Genomic DNA, 15,201 nt, shown 5'->3' on the forward strand with positions numbered 1-15,201 from the left:
CGTCTACTGCGGAGCGAGGTGACCGACGGTGAGGTTGCGTACGATCCTGGTCGCGATCGGTAGAGGGTCCCTCGCGCCTGACTCTCCTTCGTAGGTGGTGAACCTGATCCAGTCATCGCCGACACGCACGTCCAAGAAGCTCTCTCCCAGCTCGCCTGAACTGGCTTTCGCCTCGTCCGCCCCCTCTACGACGACCGGAACCCCGTCCTGTCGCTCGAACGCCCATCGACCCGCCGGGAGCGTGGTTATCTGCAGATAGTTGCTCACCTCGTACCCCGCGCCCGGTGAGGTGTAAAGACAGTGGCTCGCTCTGTCCACGACGTTGTAGACCTCTGCGGGCACACCCCAGCCTCCGAAGTGGGCGAATTGCTTCACCTCGGTTCCCAGAAGAGCCGACAGCTCCTCGATGGTGACGAAGCGCTCGCAACGGGCTCCCTCGATGTCGCTGTTCGCGATCTCGACGTCGCGCGTGTCTTCGGCAGCGCTCCTGACGAGGCCGCGCAGAGCCGCATCGAGCCCGGCGCTCGTCGAGTCATCGAGGTCCGGATCCACGAAGAGGGCGGAGAGATGGACGTCGCCCTCCGTGATCTCGAACCCGCAGTATCCGTCGGCAGAGCAACTGCCGCCCTCGCTCATCGGCACTCCGATGCGGGCGTCCACGCCGGCGATCACTGCCTCGGCACCGGGAAACAGAAGGATCTCCCAGAAATCGTCGGATCCGCCTGCAGAGCACGCAATCCCTCCCGCCCTTTGGAACATGTACTGCGCCGGTCCGGCGATCCAGCCCATGGTCGACACCGTCGACATGACCGGCAGCACAGGCGTGGAGGGCTCGCCGATCACCGCAGCTACCGCGTCAGCCACATCGGCGCACGTCACATCGAAGGCCGGCGCAGGCTCCACCACCGGCTCGAGTGCAGGCGTGGCGGAGGGTGTGGGTGGTTGCGACGCCGTCCGTGTCACTACGGGCTCAGGAGTCGGTGCGCAGCCGACGAGTGCGAAGAGCACGGCCGTGCCGAATACCAAGTATCGAGGGTGACGCATGACTTCATGCTAGATGTGGCTCCCCCGTCGACCCGCCGCATCCCTGCAACGAACCGATGACGATCACTCGCCCCGGGAGACCCGCACCATCTCGTCGCGCGGCACGACCTTGACGCGGGCGCGCTCCTGCGGGGCGCCCAGGGCGATCTCGTGCTCGTCGAGGCGGTGCCAGCCCTCGAGGTCCGTCCACTTCACGCCGCGCTCGGAGAGCAGCGCCGTGATCGCTTCCTCAGACGGATCCTCCGGCTGCCACCATGAGCCCTGGTCGTTGATGATGTGGCGCACGGTCTCCATGGCGTCGGACTTCGTGTGGCCGATGAGGCCGACGGGTCCGCGCTTGATCCAGCCGGTGGCGTAGATGCCCGGCACGCGCTGGTTGGAGTCCTTCGCGAGCACCTGGCCCTCGCGGTTCGGGATCACGCCGTGCTTCTTGTCGAACGGCACGCCGGGCAGCGGCGAGCCGAAGTAGCCGATCGCACGGTACAGCGCCTGCATCGGGACTTCGCGGAGCTCTCCGGTGCCGACCGCGCCGCCCTGACCGTCGGGCTCGGTGCGCTCGTAGACGAGAGCGGCGACGCGGCCGTTCTCGTCGGTGCGGACCTCGACGGGGCGGGCCCAGAAGTGCAGGTGCAGGCGGCGGGATGCCGTGCCGCCGGCGTTGTTGACCGAGTCGCGCTTGCGCCACGACTGCAGCACGCGATCGATGACCATGACCTGCTTGTTGCTGGCGATCGCGTCCTTCGACGCCTCGTCGTAGTCGAAGTCCTCGTCGTAGACGACCATGTCGACGTCGCGCAGCTCCCCGAGCTCGCGGAGCTCCAGCGGCGTGAACTTCACCTGAGCGGGACCGCGGCGACCGAACACGTGCACGTCGGTGATCTCGCTGGCCTTGAGGCCCTCGTAGACGTTCTCCGGAACCTCGGTGACGAGCAGGTCCTCCGCGTGCTTGGCGAGCATGCGGGCGACGTCGAGCGCGACGTTGCCGTTGCCGAGGACGCCGACGGATGCCGCGTCCAGCGGCCACTCGCGCGGCACGTCGGGGTGTCCGTCGAACCAGCTCACGTAGTCCGCCGCGCCGTAGGACGCCACCGCGTCGCTGCCGGGGATGTCGAGCGAGGTGTCGCGGATCGCACCCGTGGCGAAGATCACGGCGTTGTAGTGCTTCTTGAGATCCTCGAGGGTGATGTCCTCGCCGAATCGGACGTTGCCGAACAGTCGGATGTCGCCGCGGTCGAGCACATCGCGCAGCGCCGTGATGATGCCCTTGATGCGGGGATGATCCGGGGCGACGCCGTAGCGGACCAGGCCGTACGGCGCGGGGAGCTGCTCGAACAGGTCGATCGAGACGTCGAACTTGCGCTCCGCCTTCAGCAGGATGTCGGCGGCGTAGATGCCCGCGGGGCCGGCACCGACGATGGCGAGTCTGAGCTTGGTCATGGGTGTCCTTTCGTCACGCCCGGCGATCCGGGTGCGGCCGCGCGGAGCGGCGAGGGTCAGCTGGAGCGTTCGGCCAGCGACTCGGCGAAGCGCGTGAGCGCGTCGCGGACCGTGCCCTTCGGCAGCGGCGCGAGCGCGTCGATGGCGTCCTGCGTCCAGGAGAGTGCGAGCTCGAGGGTCTTCTGCGTCGAGGCGTGGTCGCGCAGCTCGGCCAGAGGTCCGTCGAGGATCGAGGGGTCGGCGCCGTCGGCGATGAGGGCGACCCCCTCGTCGATCCGGGCGGCGAGGTCGGCGGATGCCGCGTCGGGCTCGGCCTTCAGCAGCAGGTACGGCATGGTGGGGACGCCCGCGCGGAGGTCGGTCCCCGGCACCTTGCCGGTGTCTTCGGGCTTGGCCGAGAGATCGATCACATCGTCGAGGAGCTGGAACGCCACGCCGATCTTCTCGCCGTACACGCGCATCGGCTCCTCGTACTCCGCGGAGGCGTTCGAGAAGATGACGCCGGCCTGCGTGGCGGCGGCGATGAGGGATCCGGTCTTGTCGGCGAGCACCTGGATGTAGAACTCGATGGGGTCGTCGCCGGGCTGGGCGCCGATCGTCTCGTGCATCTGGCCGAGCACGAGCCTCTCGAAGGTGTCGGCCTGCAGACGGATCGCACGGTCGCCGTGGCGGGCCATGAGCTGGCTGGCGCGGGAGAACAGGATGTCGCCGGTGAGGATGGCGATGTTGTTGCCCCACACGGTCTGCGCCGCGGGCACTCCACGGCGCCGGTCGGCGCCGTCCATGACGTCGTCGTGATACAGCGAGCCGAGGTGGGTGATCTCCAGCGCCTTGGCGATGTCGATCACGGCCTCCGTGCTGCCGTCGCCGAGCTGGGCGGCGAGGAGGGTGAGCACGGGGCGGATGCGCTTGCCCCCGGCCTCGTACAGGTAGCGGCTGGTCGCGTCGGCGAGCGGGTCGGCGACGCGCACGTCCTCGGCCAGCCCGGTCTCGACGAGCTCGAGTCCGTCTTCGATGGCGCGCGCGACACGGCGAGCGGCGGGTCCGATGAAGACGCGGTCGCTGAAGCCGAGACGGCTCGCCAGTCGCGAACCCGGGGCGATGGGGCTCGAAGTCACGAACCCAGCCTACCTGCGCGGCGCGACCCCTCGATCATTCGGGCTTGCGGGCACGGTGCAGGGCCACGATGCCGAAGGACAGATTGCGGTACGCGACATCCGTCCAGCCCGCCTCGCGGATCCAGGCGGAGAGCCTGCGCTGGTCTGGCCACTCGCGGATGGACTCGTTCAGGTAGTCGTAGGCGTCGCCGTTGGTGCCGGCGACGCGCGCCACCCGCGGGAGCACCTGCGCGTTGTAGAAGCGGTACGCACCCCGGAACAGCTTCCGCGGCGGGGTGGAGAACTCGTTGATCACGAGCCTCCCGCCGGGCTTCGTCACGCGGAACAGTTCGCGCAGCGCCTTCTTCGGGTCGTTCACGTTGCGCAGCGAATACGACATCGTGACGGCGTCGAACTCGGCATCCGCGAAGGGGAGGTCGGTGGCGTCCGCCTCGACGAACGACAGGTTGCGCATGCCGCCGTGCCGACGCTTGCCCTCGGCCAGCATGCCGGGAGAGAAGTCGGCGGCGACGACCTCGGCGCCGCTGCGGGCGAGGGAGGCCGACGACGAGGCGGTGCCCGCGCCGAGGTCGAGGATGCGCTCCCCCGGCTTCGGGGCGACGGCTCGCGTCGTCGCGGCGCGCCAGAGTGCGTCGTTGCCGACCGTCATGGCCGTGTTCGTGCGGTCGTATCCCGCCGCGACCTGGTCGAACATGCCGCTGACGCGGGCGGGGTCCTTGCCGAGATCTGCGCGGTTGGGCTCGTTCGGGGTCACGGGTTCAGTCTAGGCGCGCCCGGCTGAGCGCCCGCCCTGCTCGCCGGGTCCGAGGTCGAGCGCGGCGAGGCGGTCGAGCCAGGCATCCGCCGTGGCGTCGTCGAAGGGCGGATGCTGCGCCCGCACCCCCTCCTCGAGATCGAGCGCGAGCGCCTCGAGGTGGGCCATGACCTCGGGCGGATAGACGTACTCGGCGCTGTGCTCGGCCCACTCGTCACGATCGTCGACCCAGGTGCCGCGCTCCCCCGTCACCCGCACGACATCGAGGTCCATGTCGATCCCGGTCACGAGAAGCGGGTCGTCGGACCAGTGCACGTCCCAGCCCAGATCGATGTAGATCCGCATGCCCTTGGGGTGGTCTCGGTTCACCGTGAGCGCGAAGTCCTCTCGACCGGCGGGGACGAGAGTGACATTGAGCCCGTCCGCCGTGAACTCGCGACCCGGACGAGCACTCCGCCAGCCGACCGGCTGTCCGATCCAGTCGCCCCATCGGTCGGAGCCGAGGTACACGCACTCGTGCCGCCAGTGCGGGGAGCCGTCCCACTTGCGCCACTGCATGATCATCTCGGTGCCGGGTGCGGGGCGTGCATCGCTCATGCCCTCAGCGTATGCGCCCCCACCCCCACGCCCGCCGCTGCGCCCCCTGCCGAGCTCTCGTGCCCGTGGAGTCGGGCGAAGACTCCTGGAGGAAGAAGCGGACAGAAGCGGAGACGGGGCTCGGGCGGGGAGACCGCCCGGACCGACGAACTAGGCTGGAGGGGTGAGCACGAGGCTGGTCGTGGAGACCCGCGAGATCGACCCGGTCGAAGACCCCCTGGCGTACGCCGACCCCGCCGACCCGCTCGCGTGGCTGCGCCGCGGCGACGGGATCGTCGCCGTCGGATCCGGTGTCGTGGAGAGCATCCGCATCCCTGCCGGCCGCGGCCCGCTGCGGTCGGCGATCGCCGCTCGGCTCTGGCGTGATCTGGTGCAGGATGCCGAGATCGACGATCCCCTCGGCCTCCCCGGCACCGGACTGGTCGCCTTCGGCGCCCTCTCCTTCGATGAGGACTCCGCCGTCGACAGCATCCTCGTCGTGCCCTCCGCCGTCATCGGCCGTCACCGCGGCCGCACCTGGCTGACCCGCATCCGCAGCTCGTCCGACCCGGCGACGTCCGCGGACCCCGAGCCCCGGGAGTACGGGCCGCACTGGGCGGGAACGGTCGGACCGGGCGCGCAGAGCCCCCAGGGATACCAGGACTCCGTGCGGCAGGCGCTCGGCCGCATCGCCGACGGCGAGCTGAGCAAGGTCGTGCTGGCGCGCGACCTCACCGGCAGCATCCCCGCCGGATCCGACCTGCGCCGCCTCGTGCGCGCGCTGTCGAGCGGATACCCCGACACCTGGGCGTTCGCCGTCGACGGGCTGATCGGCGCGAGCCCGGAGACCCTCGTGACCGTGCGGAGCCGCACGGTCACCGCACGGGTTCTGGCCGGCACCATCGGGCGAGGCGCCGATGCGGATGCCGACACCGCTGCCGCCGCATCGCTGGCGTCCAGCACCAAGGACCTCGACGAGCACGAGTACGCCGTGCAGAGCGTGCTCGCGTCTCTCCGACCGCACACCAGGGCGCTGGCGGCGAGCGAACAGCCGTTCCTGCTGAAGCTCCCCAATCTGTTCCACCTCGCGACCGACGTCGAGGGGGAGCTGGCCGACGGCGAGTCCGCGCTCGACCTCATCGGCGCGCTGCATCCGACCGCCGCCGTCGCCGGCACGCCGACCCCCGACGCCATCGCCGCGATCCGCGAGCTCGAGCCCTTCGACCGCGGCCGCTACGCCGGGCCGGTCGGCTGGGTGGACGCCGCGGGCAATGGCGAGTGGGCGATCGCGCTGCGCTGCGCCCAGTTCGAGACCGGCCCCGACGACATCGCCGTCACGGCGTACGCGGGTGCGGGCATCGTCGCCGGTTCCGACCCGGAGTCCGAGCTGCTGGAGACCAGGGTGAAGTTCCGCCCTCTGGTCGACGCCCTCGCCTGAGCGCGTTCACAACTCCTCACAGAACGCGGGGAAACCGCCCGACCGGACCGGATCCGGCCCTCTGAGGCGGATTCTTGAGGAGTTGTGCACCGCGTGCGCGCGCCAGAACTCCGGAGAACGCTCCGGCCCCTCGACAGCGGCTGACAGATCCAGGGCGGCGGCCGTCCGAACCGGACCGGATCTCCGGAGTTCTGGAGCACGGCTCCGTTCACAACTCCTCACAGAATGCGAGGAAACCGCCCGACCGAACCGGATCCGGCGCCCTGAGGCGGATTCTTGAGGAGTTGTGCACCGCGTGCGCGCCAGCCGCTCCGGGCGCGCCCGGAATCAGCTCGCGGCGAGCCGCTTCTTCTCGGCCTCGACGTCGAACTCGGCGGCCGGCCACTGCGGATCGATGTCCTCCAGCGCCGCGAGCAGCAGCTCCTGCACGGCGAGCCGGGCGTACCACTTGGCGTTCGCCGGAACCACGTGCCAGGGGGCGACCTCGGTCGACGTGCGCTCGAACACGGTCTGATACGCGGCCATGTAGTCGTCCCACCGCAACCGCTCGTCGACGTCGCCCGGGTTGTACTTCCAGTGCTTGTCCGGGCGCTCCAGCCGCTCCATGAGCCGCGCCTTCTGCTCGTCGCGCGAGATGTGCAGCATGACCTTGACGATGCGGATGCCGGAGGCCGCGGCCTCCGCCTCGAAGTCGTTGATCGCCCCGTACCTGCGCTCGATCTCGTCCGGCTCCGCGAGCGCGCGCACGCGTCCGATCAGCACGTCCTCGTAGTGCGAGCGGTCGAACACCCCGATGAAGCCGGGTTCGGGCAGGCGCTTCTCGATACGCCACAGGAAGTCGTGCTCCCGCTCCTCCGCGGTCGGCGCCTTGAACGCGGCCAGCGAGACGCCCTGCGGGTCGACCCCGCCGACGACGTGCCGCACGATGCCGCCCTTGCCCGCCGAGTCCATCGCCTGCAGCACGAGCAGCACGGCATCCTTCGCGACGCCCGCACGGCTCTCCGCGAACAGCCGTTCCTGCAGGTGGTTCAGGTCATCGAGCCCGGAGACCAGGGCGTGCGCCCCCTCGGTCTTGCCACCGGAGAATCCGGGCTTGCCGTCGGGGTCGACGTCGGCGAGGCGGAACCCCTCGCCGACCTGCAGCTCGCGTGTCCAGGCGTGTGCGTTCATGCACACATCATGCCAGTCAGCGCGGCAGCGGCACCTCGATGAGCTGACGTCCTCCCGACGGGGCGGTGAGCACCTGGTCGAGCGCGGAGCGCGTCGTGACGCGGTGGTGCTCCCAGCCGTACGCGAGGGCCAGCTGCTCGAGCTGCACGGCGTGCGGCGTGTAGAAGGCGCGGTCGAGGTCGACGGCGGGTGCGGATGCCGCGACCTCCAGTCCGTCGAAGATCGTGCCGCCGCCGTCGTTGCCGACGATGACCTGCAGCCGGGGCGCGGTCTCATCCGGTGGCAGCAGCAGCGCCCCCACGTCGTGCAGGAAGGCCAGGTCGCCGAGCAGCACGCGGGTCACGCCGTGCGCCCCCTCGGCCTGGCTGGCCACGGCGATGCCCGTGGCGGTGGCGATCGTTCCGTCGATGCCCGCGAGCCCGCGGTTGGCGTGCACGGGCACCTTCTTGCCGCCCAGCACGGCGTCGGCGACGCGCACGAGCCGCGACGACCCGAACACCAGCCGGTCGTGCGGCCAGGTCGCGCGCCAGACGGCGTCGGCGAGCAGCTCGCGATCGAGCGGGCGTCGCACGGCGGCGAGCTCTGCCCGCACCGCGTCCCTCCGCGCCGCGACGTCGGTCGACGCGAGTCCGTCGGCATCGGGGGCCCGCTCGCTGAGGTCGATCGCGAGGGAGGCGGATGCCGTGAGCCACGCGCCGAGCCAGTCGCGATCCGGCTCCCCCGGGGCGACGACGACGGATGCCGCGGGGCGCGTGCGTCCGTTGAGGTTCAGATCCTCTCCCCCGTGCCGCACGGCGACGACGTCGACGTCGGTGCGGGCGAGCAGGCGCGACACCTCTCGGCTGAGCGTGGGGTGGCCGAGCACCACGGCGCGCTCGATGCGTCCGCCGAGCTCAGGCTCGCCGAGAAGCGCTCGGTAGCCGTGCACGAGCCGCCTGCCGAAGCGGGCGCCGCTGACGATCTCGGCGATGAGCGGCCAGGAGCCCTCGTGGGCGATCTCCTCGGCGCGCGGCCCGGCGTCGGCGCCGGCGATGACGACCGTCCGCGGACCGCTTTCGAGGACGATCGGCGCGCCCTCGCCGTGGCGCGGGGCCTCACCGGGGTCGACGTCGATGACCGGGGACCCGCTCGACAGCGGCTCGCGGGAGGGGAGGTTCAGGTGCACGGGGCCGGCGACACCGGGGAGCCCGTGCGCGGCATCCCCGCCCATGGCGGTCGCGACCGCCGCGGAGGCGAGCCCCGTCCAGTCGCCGTCCCCTGGCACCGGCGCATCGAGCTGCGCACGCACGAACGGCCCGAAGATCCCCGGCTGGATCGTCGCCTGGTTGGCGCCGACTCCGCGGAGCTCCGGCGGCCGGTCGGCCGTGAGCAGGAGCATCGGCACGCCGGAGTGGAAGGCCTCCATGACCGCAGGCAGCAGATTCGCGACGGCCGTGCCTGAGGTGCAGACGACGGCGGTGGGCACGCGGGTCTCCCGCGACAGCCCGAGTGCCGTGAACCCGGCGACGCGCTCGTCGATGCGCACGTGGACGCGGAGCACCCCGCGTCCGGCGGCGGCCACCGCGGCGAGCGCGAGCGCCTGAGAGCGGGAGCCCGGTGAGAGCACGAGATCGCGCACGCCGTGCGCGATGAGGTCTGAGATCAGGGATGCCGCGGCATCCGCCGCAGGAGACGACGTCACGGACGCGCGTCCGTCGCAGTCCCGTCGCCCTCGTCCTCGAGGCGTGCGAGCTCCGCTTCGAGCTCGGCGATGCGGGCGTCCTGCTCCTTCTTGTCGATGCTGCGCAGGAAGGCGGGGTCGTCGTCGGGAGCGAACACCCTCGCGGAGCGATCATCGCCACGGCGCCGGCCGAGAGCGAACCACAGCACGCCTCCGACGACGGGGATGAGGACGACGATGGCGATCCACCCTGGCTTGGGCACACCGCGGTGCCGCGTCGCCGGCTGCACTGCGCAGTCGACGATGCTGAACACCCAGAAGACGGCGGCCAGGAAGCCGCCGACGATCAACAATCTCGCCACGTCTTCAGTGTAGGCGCGTCGGCTGAGCACCGGCCCCTGTCCGCAGAGGCGGCCTTGCTAGACTGCCCGGCGATGCCCCGTCCGTCGTCGTCGCCTCGGACCGAGCGGATGCTGATCGTCAGGATCGCCATCGCGCTCGGGCTCGCACTGCTGCTCGTCGTCGGGGCCTGGTCGTCGTCGCACGGCGAGAGCGACGCCCACGCGACGCTGTGCGTCGCGGCGGACGCACCAGCGGGGACCGCCGCGGCCGATCACCACGGCACGACGACGGCGGACGTCCTCACCTCGGATGCCGGCCTCGGCGTCATCGCGGTGATCTGCTGCTTCCTGCTGGTGCTCCTGGTCCTGCGCGTGGCGGCCGACAGGCTGGTCGTCACCACCGGCGTGGCCGTGCGCGCGCAGCTGCCGAGCAGAGCCAGCCCCCGTCTGCACGTCCCCGCCCTCACCCTCACCCAGCTCTCCGTCTCGCGAACCTGAGCCGCGCCGCCGCTCTCTGCGGCATCCGCTGTGCTCACCCCTGTTCGTCCTGTGTTCGGAGACCCCATGAAGACCTCGTTCAAAGCCCTCATCATCACCCTCGCCGTCATCGTCCTCGTCGCGATCGGCGCCATCGTGTTCGCCCTCAACCAGCGCGCGTCCGCCCCGTCGGGAGACGGCGAGACAGTCCGCACCGACTCGCACGTCCTCGACGACGCCGGAGAGGGCGCCGTGACCCTCGTCGAGTTCCTCGACTTCGAGTGCGAGGCGTGCGGCGCCTTCCACCCGATCGTCGAAGACCTCCGCGAGAAGTACGACGGCGAGATCACCTACGTCGTGCGCTACTTCCCGCTGCCAGGTCACATCAACTCGACCCAGGCGGCGCTGGCCGCCGAGGCCGCGGCGCAGCAGGACCGCTTCGAGGACATGTACGCGATGCTCTTCGAGACCCAGGCGGAGTGGGGCGAGAAGCCCGTCGAGACCCCCGAGGTGTTCCGCGGGTTCGCCGAGCAGCTCGGTCTCGACCTGGCCGCGTACGACGAGGCGGTCGCGGATCCGGCGACGCTCGCGCGCATCGAGGCCGACAAGGCGGACGGCGTCGCCCTCGGCGTGCAGAGCACCCCGTCGTTCTTCCTCGACGGGACGCTGCTCGAGCTGACCGCCTGGGGCGACCTGGAGGCCGCGATCGAGAAGGCCGTGAACGGCTAGCCGGCGAGGACCCGGTCGTCCGCGTCCACGGGGGTGCGGACCGAGAGGAAGGTGGTGCGCCGTCGGAGCGTGAAACCCAGGCGCTCGTAGACGCGGATCGCCCCCGTGTTCGTCGCCGCCGCGTGCAGGAGCGCCCGGTCGCCTCGTTCCTGGATGTGGAACGCCACGTCGAGCACCAGCCGCGAGGCCAGACCCTGTCCGCGGTGCTCCGCGTCGGTGGCGACGGCGCTGATCTCGGTCCACCCCTCCGGATGCAGCCGCTCCCCCGCCATCGCGACCAGCCTGCCGTCGCGGCGGATGCCGACGTACCGGCCCAGCTCGTGTGTGCGCGGACGGAAGGGCCCCGGCTGGTTGCGTTCGACGAGCGCGAGCATCTCGGGGACGTCCGCGGCGCCGAGCAGCACCGCCTCCTCATCGGGGCGGGGGCGCAGCGCATCCGTCTCCACCAGCTGCACGCCCGCACCGCGCCCGAGCTCCTCCCACCCCTCCGGCAGTTCGGGGTCGGCGGCGGAGATGCCCACCTCCTGTCCTGGCCCCACCAGCTCGGTGAGCTCCTGCCAGACGTACGGATGCTCCCAGGTCCGCACTGCGACGAACGGAGCGACGTCGGCCGGGTAGCGGCGCACCAGGTCGCCGCCGACGGCGAACGAGGCGTGCGGCCCCGTGAGGGCGTGCCACGCGGGGTTGTCGAGGACGTGGTCGTCGGTGGGTACGTGCGTCATGGGACCGGTCCGTTCGTCAGGGGCTCTCGGGGTGGCGTGCACCCACGTTAGGAGCAACACGGGTCGGCTCCGTCGTATTGCCTCCGTCCTGTGTCGCCCGGTGACGTCTCGCGTCACCGCTTAACCGTCGAGGTCGGGCGGTGACCGTGGGCGACAGCGCGTGACCGTCGCGTTGGCGGCTCCGCGGCGCGGTGAGAACATCGCCCATCGGCACTCCACGTCGCAGGGAAGGACCCGCACCGATGACCGCACACCCGCACGGCCACACCATCTCCGAGGCCGGGTTCACGCTCGCCGGCAACTATCCGGAGGCGGATCCGTCCGGAGGTCTCGAGGAGACCCTGCGGCTGTTCGAATTCGCCGAGGAGATCGGGTTCCAGGTGGCCGGCATCCGCCAGCGGCACCTCGAACGCGGGGTCTCCTCGGCGCTGACCTTCCTCGCCGCCGCGACGCAGCGCACCGACACCATCCGCCTGGAGACGGCGGTGGTGCCGCTCGGCTACGAGACGCCGTTCCGGCTCGCCGAGGACTTCGCGACCGTGGACGCGCTGTCGGGCGGCCGGCTCAACGTGGGCATCAGCTCCTCGGCGCCGCACGGCGACCTGCTCCGCCACCTCGGCCGCGGCGAGGAGGAGGCCGTGGATCCGTACGAGCTGATCTCCCGATTCCTGGAGGCCGTGGAGGGCCGCGCACTGGGTCCGGACATCACCACGCCGTACGGGCCGCAGACGCCCCGCGTGCAGCCGCACATCGCGGATCTGCGCGAGCGCGTCTGGCTCGGCGGCGGATCCGCCCGCTCGGTGCGCTGGGCCGCCCAGCGCGGACTCAAGCTCCTGCTCGGCAACATCACGGCGAGCGCATCCGGCGACGACTTCGAGACCGCCCAGCGCACGCACATCGATGACTACTACGCGCATCACTCCGGTCCCGGCGCCCCGTCGGTGGGGGTCGAGCGGGTGATCCTGCCGCTCGACAGCGCCACCTCCTCGCAGCGCGCGCGGTACACGGCGTTCGCCGAGAGCCGCCAGGCGCGCACCGAGGCGCCGGTCGGCGGCCACGTCTTCCAGCGCGATCTGTTCGGCACCGCCGACGACATCGTCGAGCGCCTGCTCGCCGACCCTGCGATCGACGGACGTACGGAGCTGCGCATCGCGCTGCCCTATGCGCTCGCCCTCGACGACTACCGGCAGATCCTCTCCGACATCCGCCACGCCGTCCTCCCCCGCCTCGGCTGGGTGCCGGCGGCATCCGCCCTCGTCCCCTCCGCCTGACATCCACCGCCTGAGAACTGGAGCACACACAATGAGTTCACGACTGCGCATCGGCGTCGCCCTCGAGGGCGCCGGCTGGCATCCCTCCGCCTGGCGCGAGCCCTCGTCCCGCCCGGCGGAGCTGTTCACACCCGGGTACTGGGTCGACCTCGTCCGCCTCGCCGAGGAGGGCCTCCTCGATTTCGCGACCATCGAGGACTCGCTCGCGCTGCAGTCCTCCGAGCAGGGCCGACCGGACGACCGCACCGACGAGGTGCGCGGGCGCCTGGACGCCCTGCTGATCGCATCGCGGGTGTCGCCGGCGACCTCGCGCATCGGGCTCATCCCCACGATCACCACGACCCACACCGAGCCCTTCCACGTCTCGAAGGGGGTCGCAACCCTGGACTACACCAGCGAGGGGCGCGCAGGGTGGCAGGTGAAGGTGTCCGGTCGCCACGACGAGGCGACGCACTTCGGCCGGCGAGAGCACCCCGGCGCCGATGCGGCGTGGGGCGAGCCGGCGTTCGACGCGCTCGTCGCCGAGCTCTTCGACGAGGCCGCCGATTCCGTCGAGGTCGTCCGCCGGCTCTGGGACAGCTGGGAGGACGACGCCGAGATCCGCGACGTCGCCACCGACCGCTTCCTCGACGCCGACAGAGTGCACCAGGTCGACTTCGAGGGGCGCTGGTTCAGCGTCCGCGGGCCATCGATCACGCCGCGCCCGCCGCAGGGGCAGCCCGTCGTCGTGGCCCTCGCCCATGCGGAGGTGCCGTATCGCCTGGCGGCACGGTCGGCCGATGCGGTCTTCGTGACCCCCGCGGATGCCGCGCACGCCCGGTCGATCCTCGACGAGGTCGCCGCGGCCGAGGAGGCCGAGGGGCGGACGGGCGAGCGCCTGCGGATCTTCGCCGACATCGTCGTGCTCCTCGACGAGCCGGGTGGCGAGCGCGCCGCCGATCGACTGCGCAGGCTCGACGCCCTCGGCCGGCCCCTCACGAGCGATGCGCGGATCTTCACGGGCTCGGCCGCCGAGCTCGCCGACCTCATCACGCAGCTCGGCGCCATCGGCTACGACGGCGTGCGACTGCGCCCCGGCGTGCTCACCGACGATCTCCCGCGCATCGCGGGAGATCTCGCAGAGGAGCTGCGGTCGCGCGGGCTGTTCCACGAGTCCTACGAGGCCGACACCCTGCGGGGGCTGCTCGGGCTCGCCGAGACCGTCCCCAACCGCTACGCCATCGCCTGAGAACCCGGAGGACATGACATGACCACCAGACCGCGCACGCAGATCATCCTCGCCGCCTACGTCGGCGGCGTGAACGAGCACACGCTGTGGGAGCACCCGGATGCCGGGAGCCAGATCGACTTCGCGACGTTCCGACACGTCGCCCAGACCGCCGAGCGCGGCCGCTTCGACTACTTCTTCCTCGCGGAGGGCCTCGCCCTGCGCGCCCGCGCCGGGCGCATCTTCGACCACGACATCGCCGGGCGACCCGACACGCTCCCCGTGCTGGCCGCCCTGGCCGCGGTCACCGAGCACATCGGCCTCGTCGGCACGCTGAACACGACGTTCAACGAGCCCTACGAGCTGGCCAGGCAGATCGCCAGCCTCGACCACCTCTCCGGGGGCAGGGCGGGGTGGAACGTCGTCACGTCGTTCGACGCGTTCACCGGAGCCAACTTCCGTCGCGGCGGATTCCTCCCGCACAGCGAACGCTACGTCAGGGCGGAGGAGACCGTCGCCGCGGTCCGACGCCTGTGGGACTCGTGGGCTCAGGACGCGATCCTCGCCGACAAGGAGTCCGGTGTGTTCCTCGCGGATGCGGATGCCGGCGCCTTCGCGCAGAGCGGCACGCAGTTCGACATCTCCGGGCGGTTCACGGTGCCGCGCAGCCCGCAGGGCCGTCCGGTCATCGTGCAGGCGGGCGTCTCCCCGCAGGGGCGGGACTTCGCGGCATCCACGGCCGATGCGATCTTCTCCCCCTACGCGACGCTCGCGGAGGGCAAGGCGTTCTCCGCCGACATCAGGGAGCGCGCCGCACGCTTCGGCCGCGGTCCGGACGAGATCAAGATCCTGCCCGCCGCGGGGTTCGTCCTGGGCGACTCGCAGGCGGATGCCGAGGAGAAGGAGCGTCACATCCGCGAGCAGCAGCTGACGGACAAGACCATCCAGGTCACGTTCGAGCAGGTGTGGAATCGCGACCTCTCGGCGTACGACCCCGACGGCACCAGGTGCGAGCCGAGGACGACGCCGTCGCCTCCGCCCTCCTGCACGAACGTGTCGAGCTGGTCGGCGACCTGCGCGGCCGTGCCCACGTAACCGGCCCTGCCGGCGATCTCATGGGCGAGGCCGCGCAGGGTCAGCCCCTTCGCCTCGGCGAGCTCACGCCACGCGCGCACCGTCTCGATGCGGTCCTGGAACACGAACGCACGGCCCTGGATGATGGCGGGCGCCTGGGGGTCGGGGTCGACGTCGGGCAGG

At 71.3% G+C, this 15,201-nt stretch carries 15 protein-coding genes; 6 read left to right on the forward strand and 9 right to left on the reverse strand.

Going from position 1 to position 15,201, the window contains the following annotated elements; all coding sequences use genetic code 11:
• Positions 1-3: 3 nt before the first annotated feature.
• The 5 genes from CQ047_RS07320 to CQ047_RS07340 all read right to left on the reverse strand — a co-directional run bounded on the left by CQ047_RS07320 (position 4) and on the right by CQ047_RS07340 (position 4,950).
• Complete coding sequence (locus tag CQ047_RS07320) at positions 4-1,026, reverse strand: hypothetical protein (RefSeq protein ID WP_146114281.1); 1,023 nt, start codon at positions 1,024-1,026, stop codon at positions 4-6.
• Positions 1,027-1,107: 81 nt separating this feature from the next.
• Positions 1,108-2,481, reverse strand: a complete 1,374-nt coding sequence (locus CQ047_RS07325; RefSeq protein ID WP_105673758.1) for an FAD-dependent oxidoreductase — start codon at positions 2,479-2,481, stop codon at positions 1,108-1,110.
• Positions 2,482-2,537: 56 nt separating this feature from the next.
• Positions 2,538-3,599, reverse strand: coding sequence for a polyprenyl synthetase family protein (locus tag CQ047_RS07330; RefSeq protein WP_105673760.1), 1,062 nt, complete (start codon positions 3,597-3,599; stop codon positions 2,538-2,540).
• Positions 3,600-3,633: 34 nt separating this feature from the next.
• Positions 3,634-4,293: a ubiquinone/menaquinone biosynthesis methyltransferase gene (locus tag CQ047_RS07335; RefSeq protein WP_223587448.1), complete on the reverse strand. Its 660-nt coding sequence runs from the start codon at positions 4,291-4,293 to the stop codon at positions 3,634-3,636.
• A 69-nt stretch (positions 4,294-4,362) separates the two neighbouring features.
• Positions 4,363-4,950 (reverse strand): hypothetical protein, encoded by a 588-nt coding sequence (locus CQ047_RS07340; RefSeq protein WP_105673764.1) that lies wholly within the window; start codon positions 4,948-4,950, stop codon positions 4,363-4,365.
• Between the two features lie 163 nt (positions 4,951-5,113).
• Here CQ047_RS07340 and CQ047_RS07345 point away from each other — a divergent pair, with 163 nt between their 5' ends.
• The gene (locus CQ047_RS07345) at positions 5,114-6,367 is read left to right on the forward strand and encodes an isochorismate synthase MenF (RefSeq protein WP_105673766.1); all 1,254 of its coding nucleotides are present in this window, start codon (positions 5,114-5,116) and stop codon (positions 6,365-6,367) included.
• Between the two features lie 327 nt (positions 6,368-6,694).
• On the opposite strand, the gene CQ047_RS07350 is transcribed toward CQ047_RS07345, so the two are convergent.
• Genes CQ047_RS07350 through CQ047_RS07360 form a run of 3 tightly spaced genes read right to left on the reverse strand, consistent with a single transcriptional unit; the run spans position 6,695 to position 9,559 of the window.
• Positions 6,695-7,537, reverse strand: a complete 843-nt coding sequence (locus tag CQ047_RS07350; RefSeq protein WP_105673768.1) for a PPK2 family polyphosphate kinase — start codon at positions 7,535-7,537, stop codon at positions 6,695-6,697.
• A 16-nt stretch (positions 7,538-7,553) separates the two neighbouring features.
• On the reverse strand, positions 7,554-9,218 hold the full coding sequence (gene menD, locus CQ047_RS07355; RefSeq protein WP_105673770.1) for a 2-succinyl-5-enolpyruvyl-6-hydroxy-3-cyclohexene-1-carboxylic-acid synthase: 1,665 nt from the start codon (positions 9,216-9,218) through the stop codon (positions 7,554-7,556).
• Positions 9,215-9,559 (reverse strand): PLD nuclease N-terminal domain-containing protein, encoded by a 345-nt coding sequence (locus CQ047_RS07360; RefSeq protein ID WP_105673772.1) that lies wholly within the window; start codon positions 9,557-9,559, stop codon positions 9,215-9,217. Before CQ047_RS07360 ends, menD begins: the two co-directional genes overlap by 4 nt.
• Before the next feature lie 72 nt (positions 9,560-9,631).
• On the opposite strand from CQ047_RS07360, the gene CQ047_RS07365 reads away from it, so the two are divergent.
• Positions 9,632-10,036 (forward strand): hypothetical protein, encoded by a 405-nt coding sequence (locus CQ047_RS07365; RefSeq protein ID WP_105673774.1) that lies wholly within the window; start codon positions 9,632-9,634, stop codon positions 10,034-10,036.
• Between the two features lie 66 nt (positions 10,037-10,102).
• Complete coding sequence (locus CQ047_RS07370) at positions 10,103-10,744, forward strand: thioredoxin domain-containing protein (protein ID WP_105673776.1); 642 nt, start codon at positions 10,103-10,105, stop codon at positions 10,742-10,744.
• Here the strand turns inward: CQ047_RS07370 and CQ047_RS07375 are convergent.
• A complete protein-coding gene (locus tag CQ047_RS07375; RefSeq protein ID WP_105673778.1) occupies positions 10,741-11,466 on the reverse strand; it encodes a GNAT family N-acetyltransferase in 726 nt (241 codons plus the stop codon). The two genes, CQ047_RS07370 and CQ047_RS07375, sit on opposite strands and share 4 nt — an antisense overlap.
• Positions 11,467-11,708: 242 nt before the next feature.
• Here CQ047_RS07375 and CQ047_RS07380 point away from each other — a divergent pair, with 242 nt between their 5' ends.
• The 3 genes from CQ047_RS07380 to CQ047_RS07390 are packed head-to-tail and all read left to right on the forward strand — an operon-like array spanning position 11,709 to position 15,039.
• A complete protein-coding gene (locus tag CQ047_RS07380) occupies positions 11,709-12,737 on the forward strand; it encodes an LLM class flavin-dependent oxidoreductase (protein WP_105673780.1) in 1,029 nt (342 codons plus the stop codon).
• A 31-nt stretch (positions 12,738-12,768) separates the two neighbouring features.
• Positions 12,769-13,965, forward strand: coding sequence for an LLM class flavin-dependent oxidoreductase (locus tag CQ047_RS07385; protein WP_219844599.1), 1,197 nt, complete (start codon positions 12,769-12,771; stop codon positions 13,963-13,965).
• Positions 13,966-13,983: 18 nt separating this feature from the next.
• Positions 13,984-15,039, forward strand: coding sequence for an NtaA/DmoA family FMN-dependent monooxygenase (locus CQ047_RS07390; protein ID WP_258132519.1), 1,056 nt, complete (start codon positions 13,984-13,986; stop codon positions 15,037-15,039).
• The last annotated feature ends 162 nt before the right edge of the window (positions 15,040-15,201 follow it).

Origin of the sequence: Microbacterium sp. MYb72 (genome assembly GCF_002979415.1) — a bacterium.
In the GTDB taxonomy this organism is placed as follows: domain Bacteria; phylum Actinomycetota; class Actinomycetes; order Actinomycetales; family Microbacteriaceae; genus Microbacterium; species Microbacterium natoriense.

What these genes read in the sequence shown, in the direction of transcription:
- CQ047_RS07325 (WP_105673758.1), bottom strand. Translation starts at nt 2,481, where the DNA reads ATGACCAAGCTCAGACTCGCCATCGTCGGTGCCGGCCCCGCGGGCATC.
- CQ047_RS07335 (WP_223587448.1), bottom strand. Translation starts at nt 4,293, where the DNA reads ATGTTCGACCAGGTCGCGGCGGGATACGACCGCACGAACACGGCCATG.
- CQ047_RS07340 (WP_105673764.1), bottom strand. Translation starts at nt 4,950, where the DNA reads ATGAGCGATGCACGCCCCGCACCCGGCACCGAGATGATCATGCAGTGG.
- CQ047_RS07350 (WP_105673768.1), bottom strand. Translation starts at nt 7,537, where the DNA reads ATGAACGCACACGCCTGGACACGCGAGCTGCAGGTCGGCGAGGGGTTC.
- CQ047_RS07365 (WP_105673774.1), top strand. Translation starts at nt 9,632, where the DNA reads ATGCCCCGTCCGTCGTCGTCGCCTCGGACCGAGCGGATGCTGATCGTC.
- CQ047_RS07370 (WP_105673776.1), top strand. Translation starts at nt 10,103, where the DNA reads ATGAAGACCTCGTTCAAAGCCCTCATCATCACCCTCGCCGTCATCGTC.
- CQ047_RS07375 (WP_105673778.1), bottom strand. Translation starts at nt 11,466, where the DNA reads ATGACGCACGTACCCACCGACGACCACGTCCTCGACAACCCCGCGTGG.
- CQ047_RS07380 (WP_105673780.1), top strand. Translation starts at nt 11,709, where the DNA reads ATGACCGCACACCCGCACGGCCACACCATCTCCGAGGCCGGGTTCACG.
- CQ047_RS07385 (WP_219844599.1), top strand. Translation starts at nt 12,769, where the DNA reads ATGAGTTCACGACTGCGCATCGGCGTCGCCCTCGAGGGCGCCGGCTGG.
- CQ047_RS07390 (WP_258132519.1), top strand. Translation starts at nt 13,984, where the DNA reads ATGACCACCAGACCGCGCACGCAGATCATCCTCGCCGCCTACGTCGGC.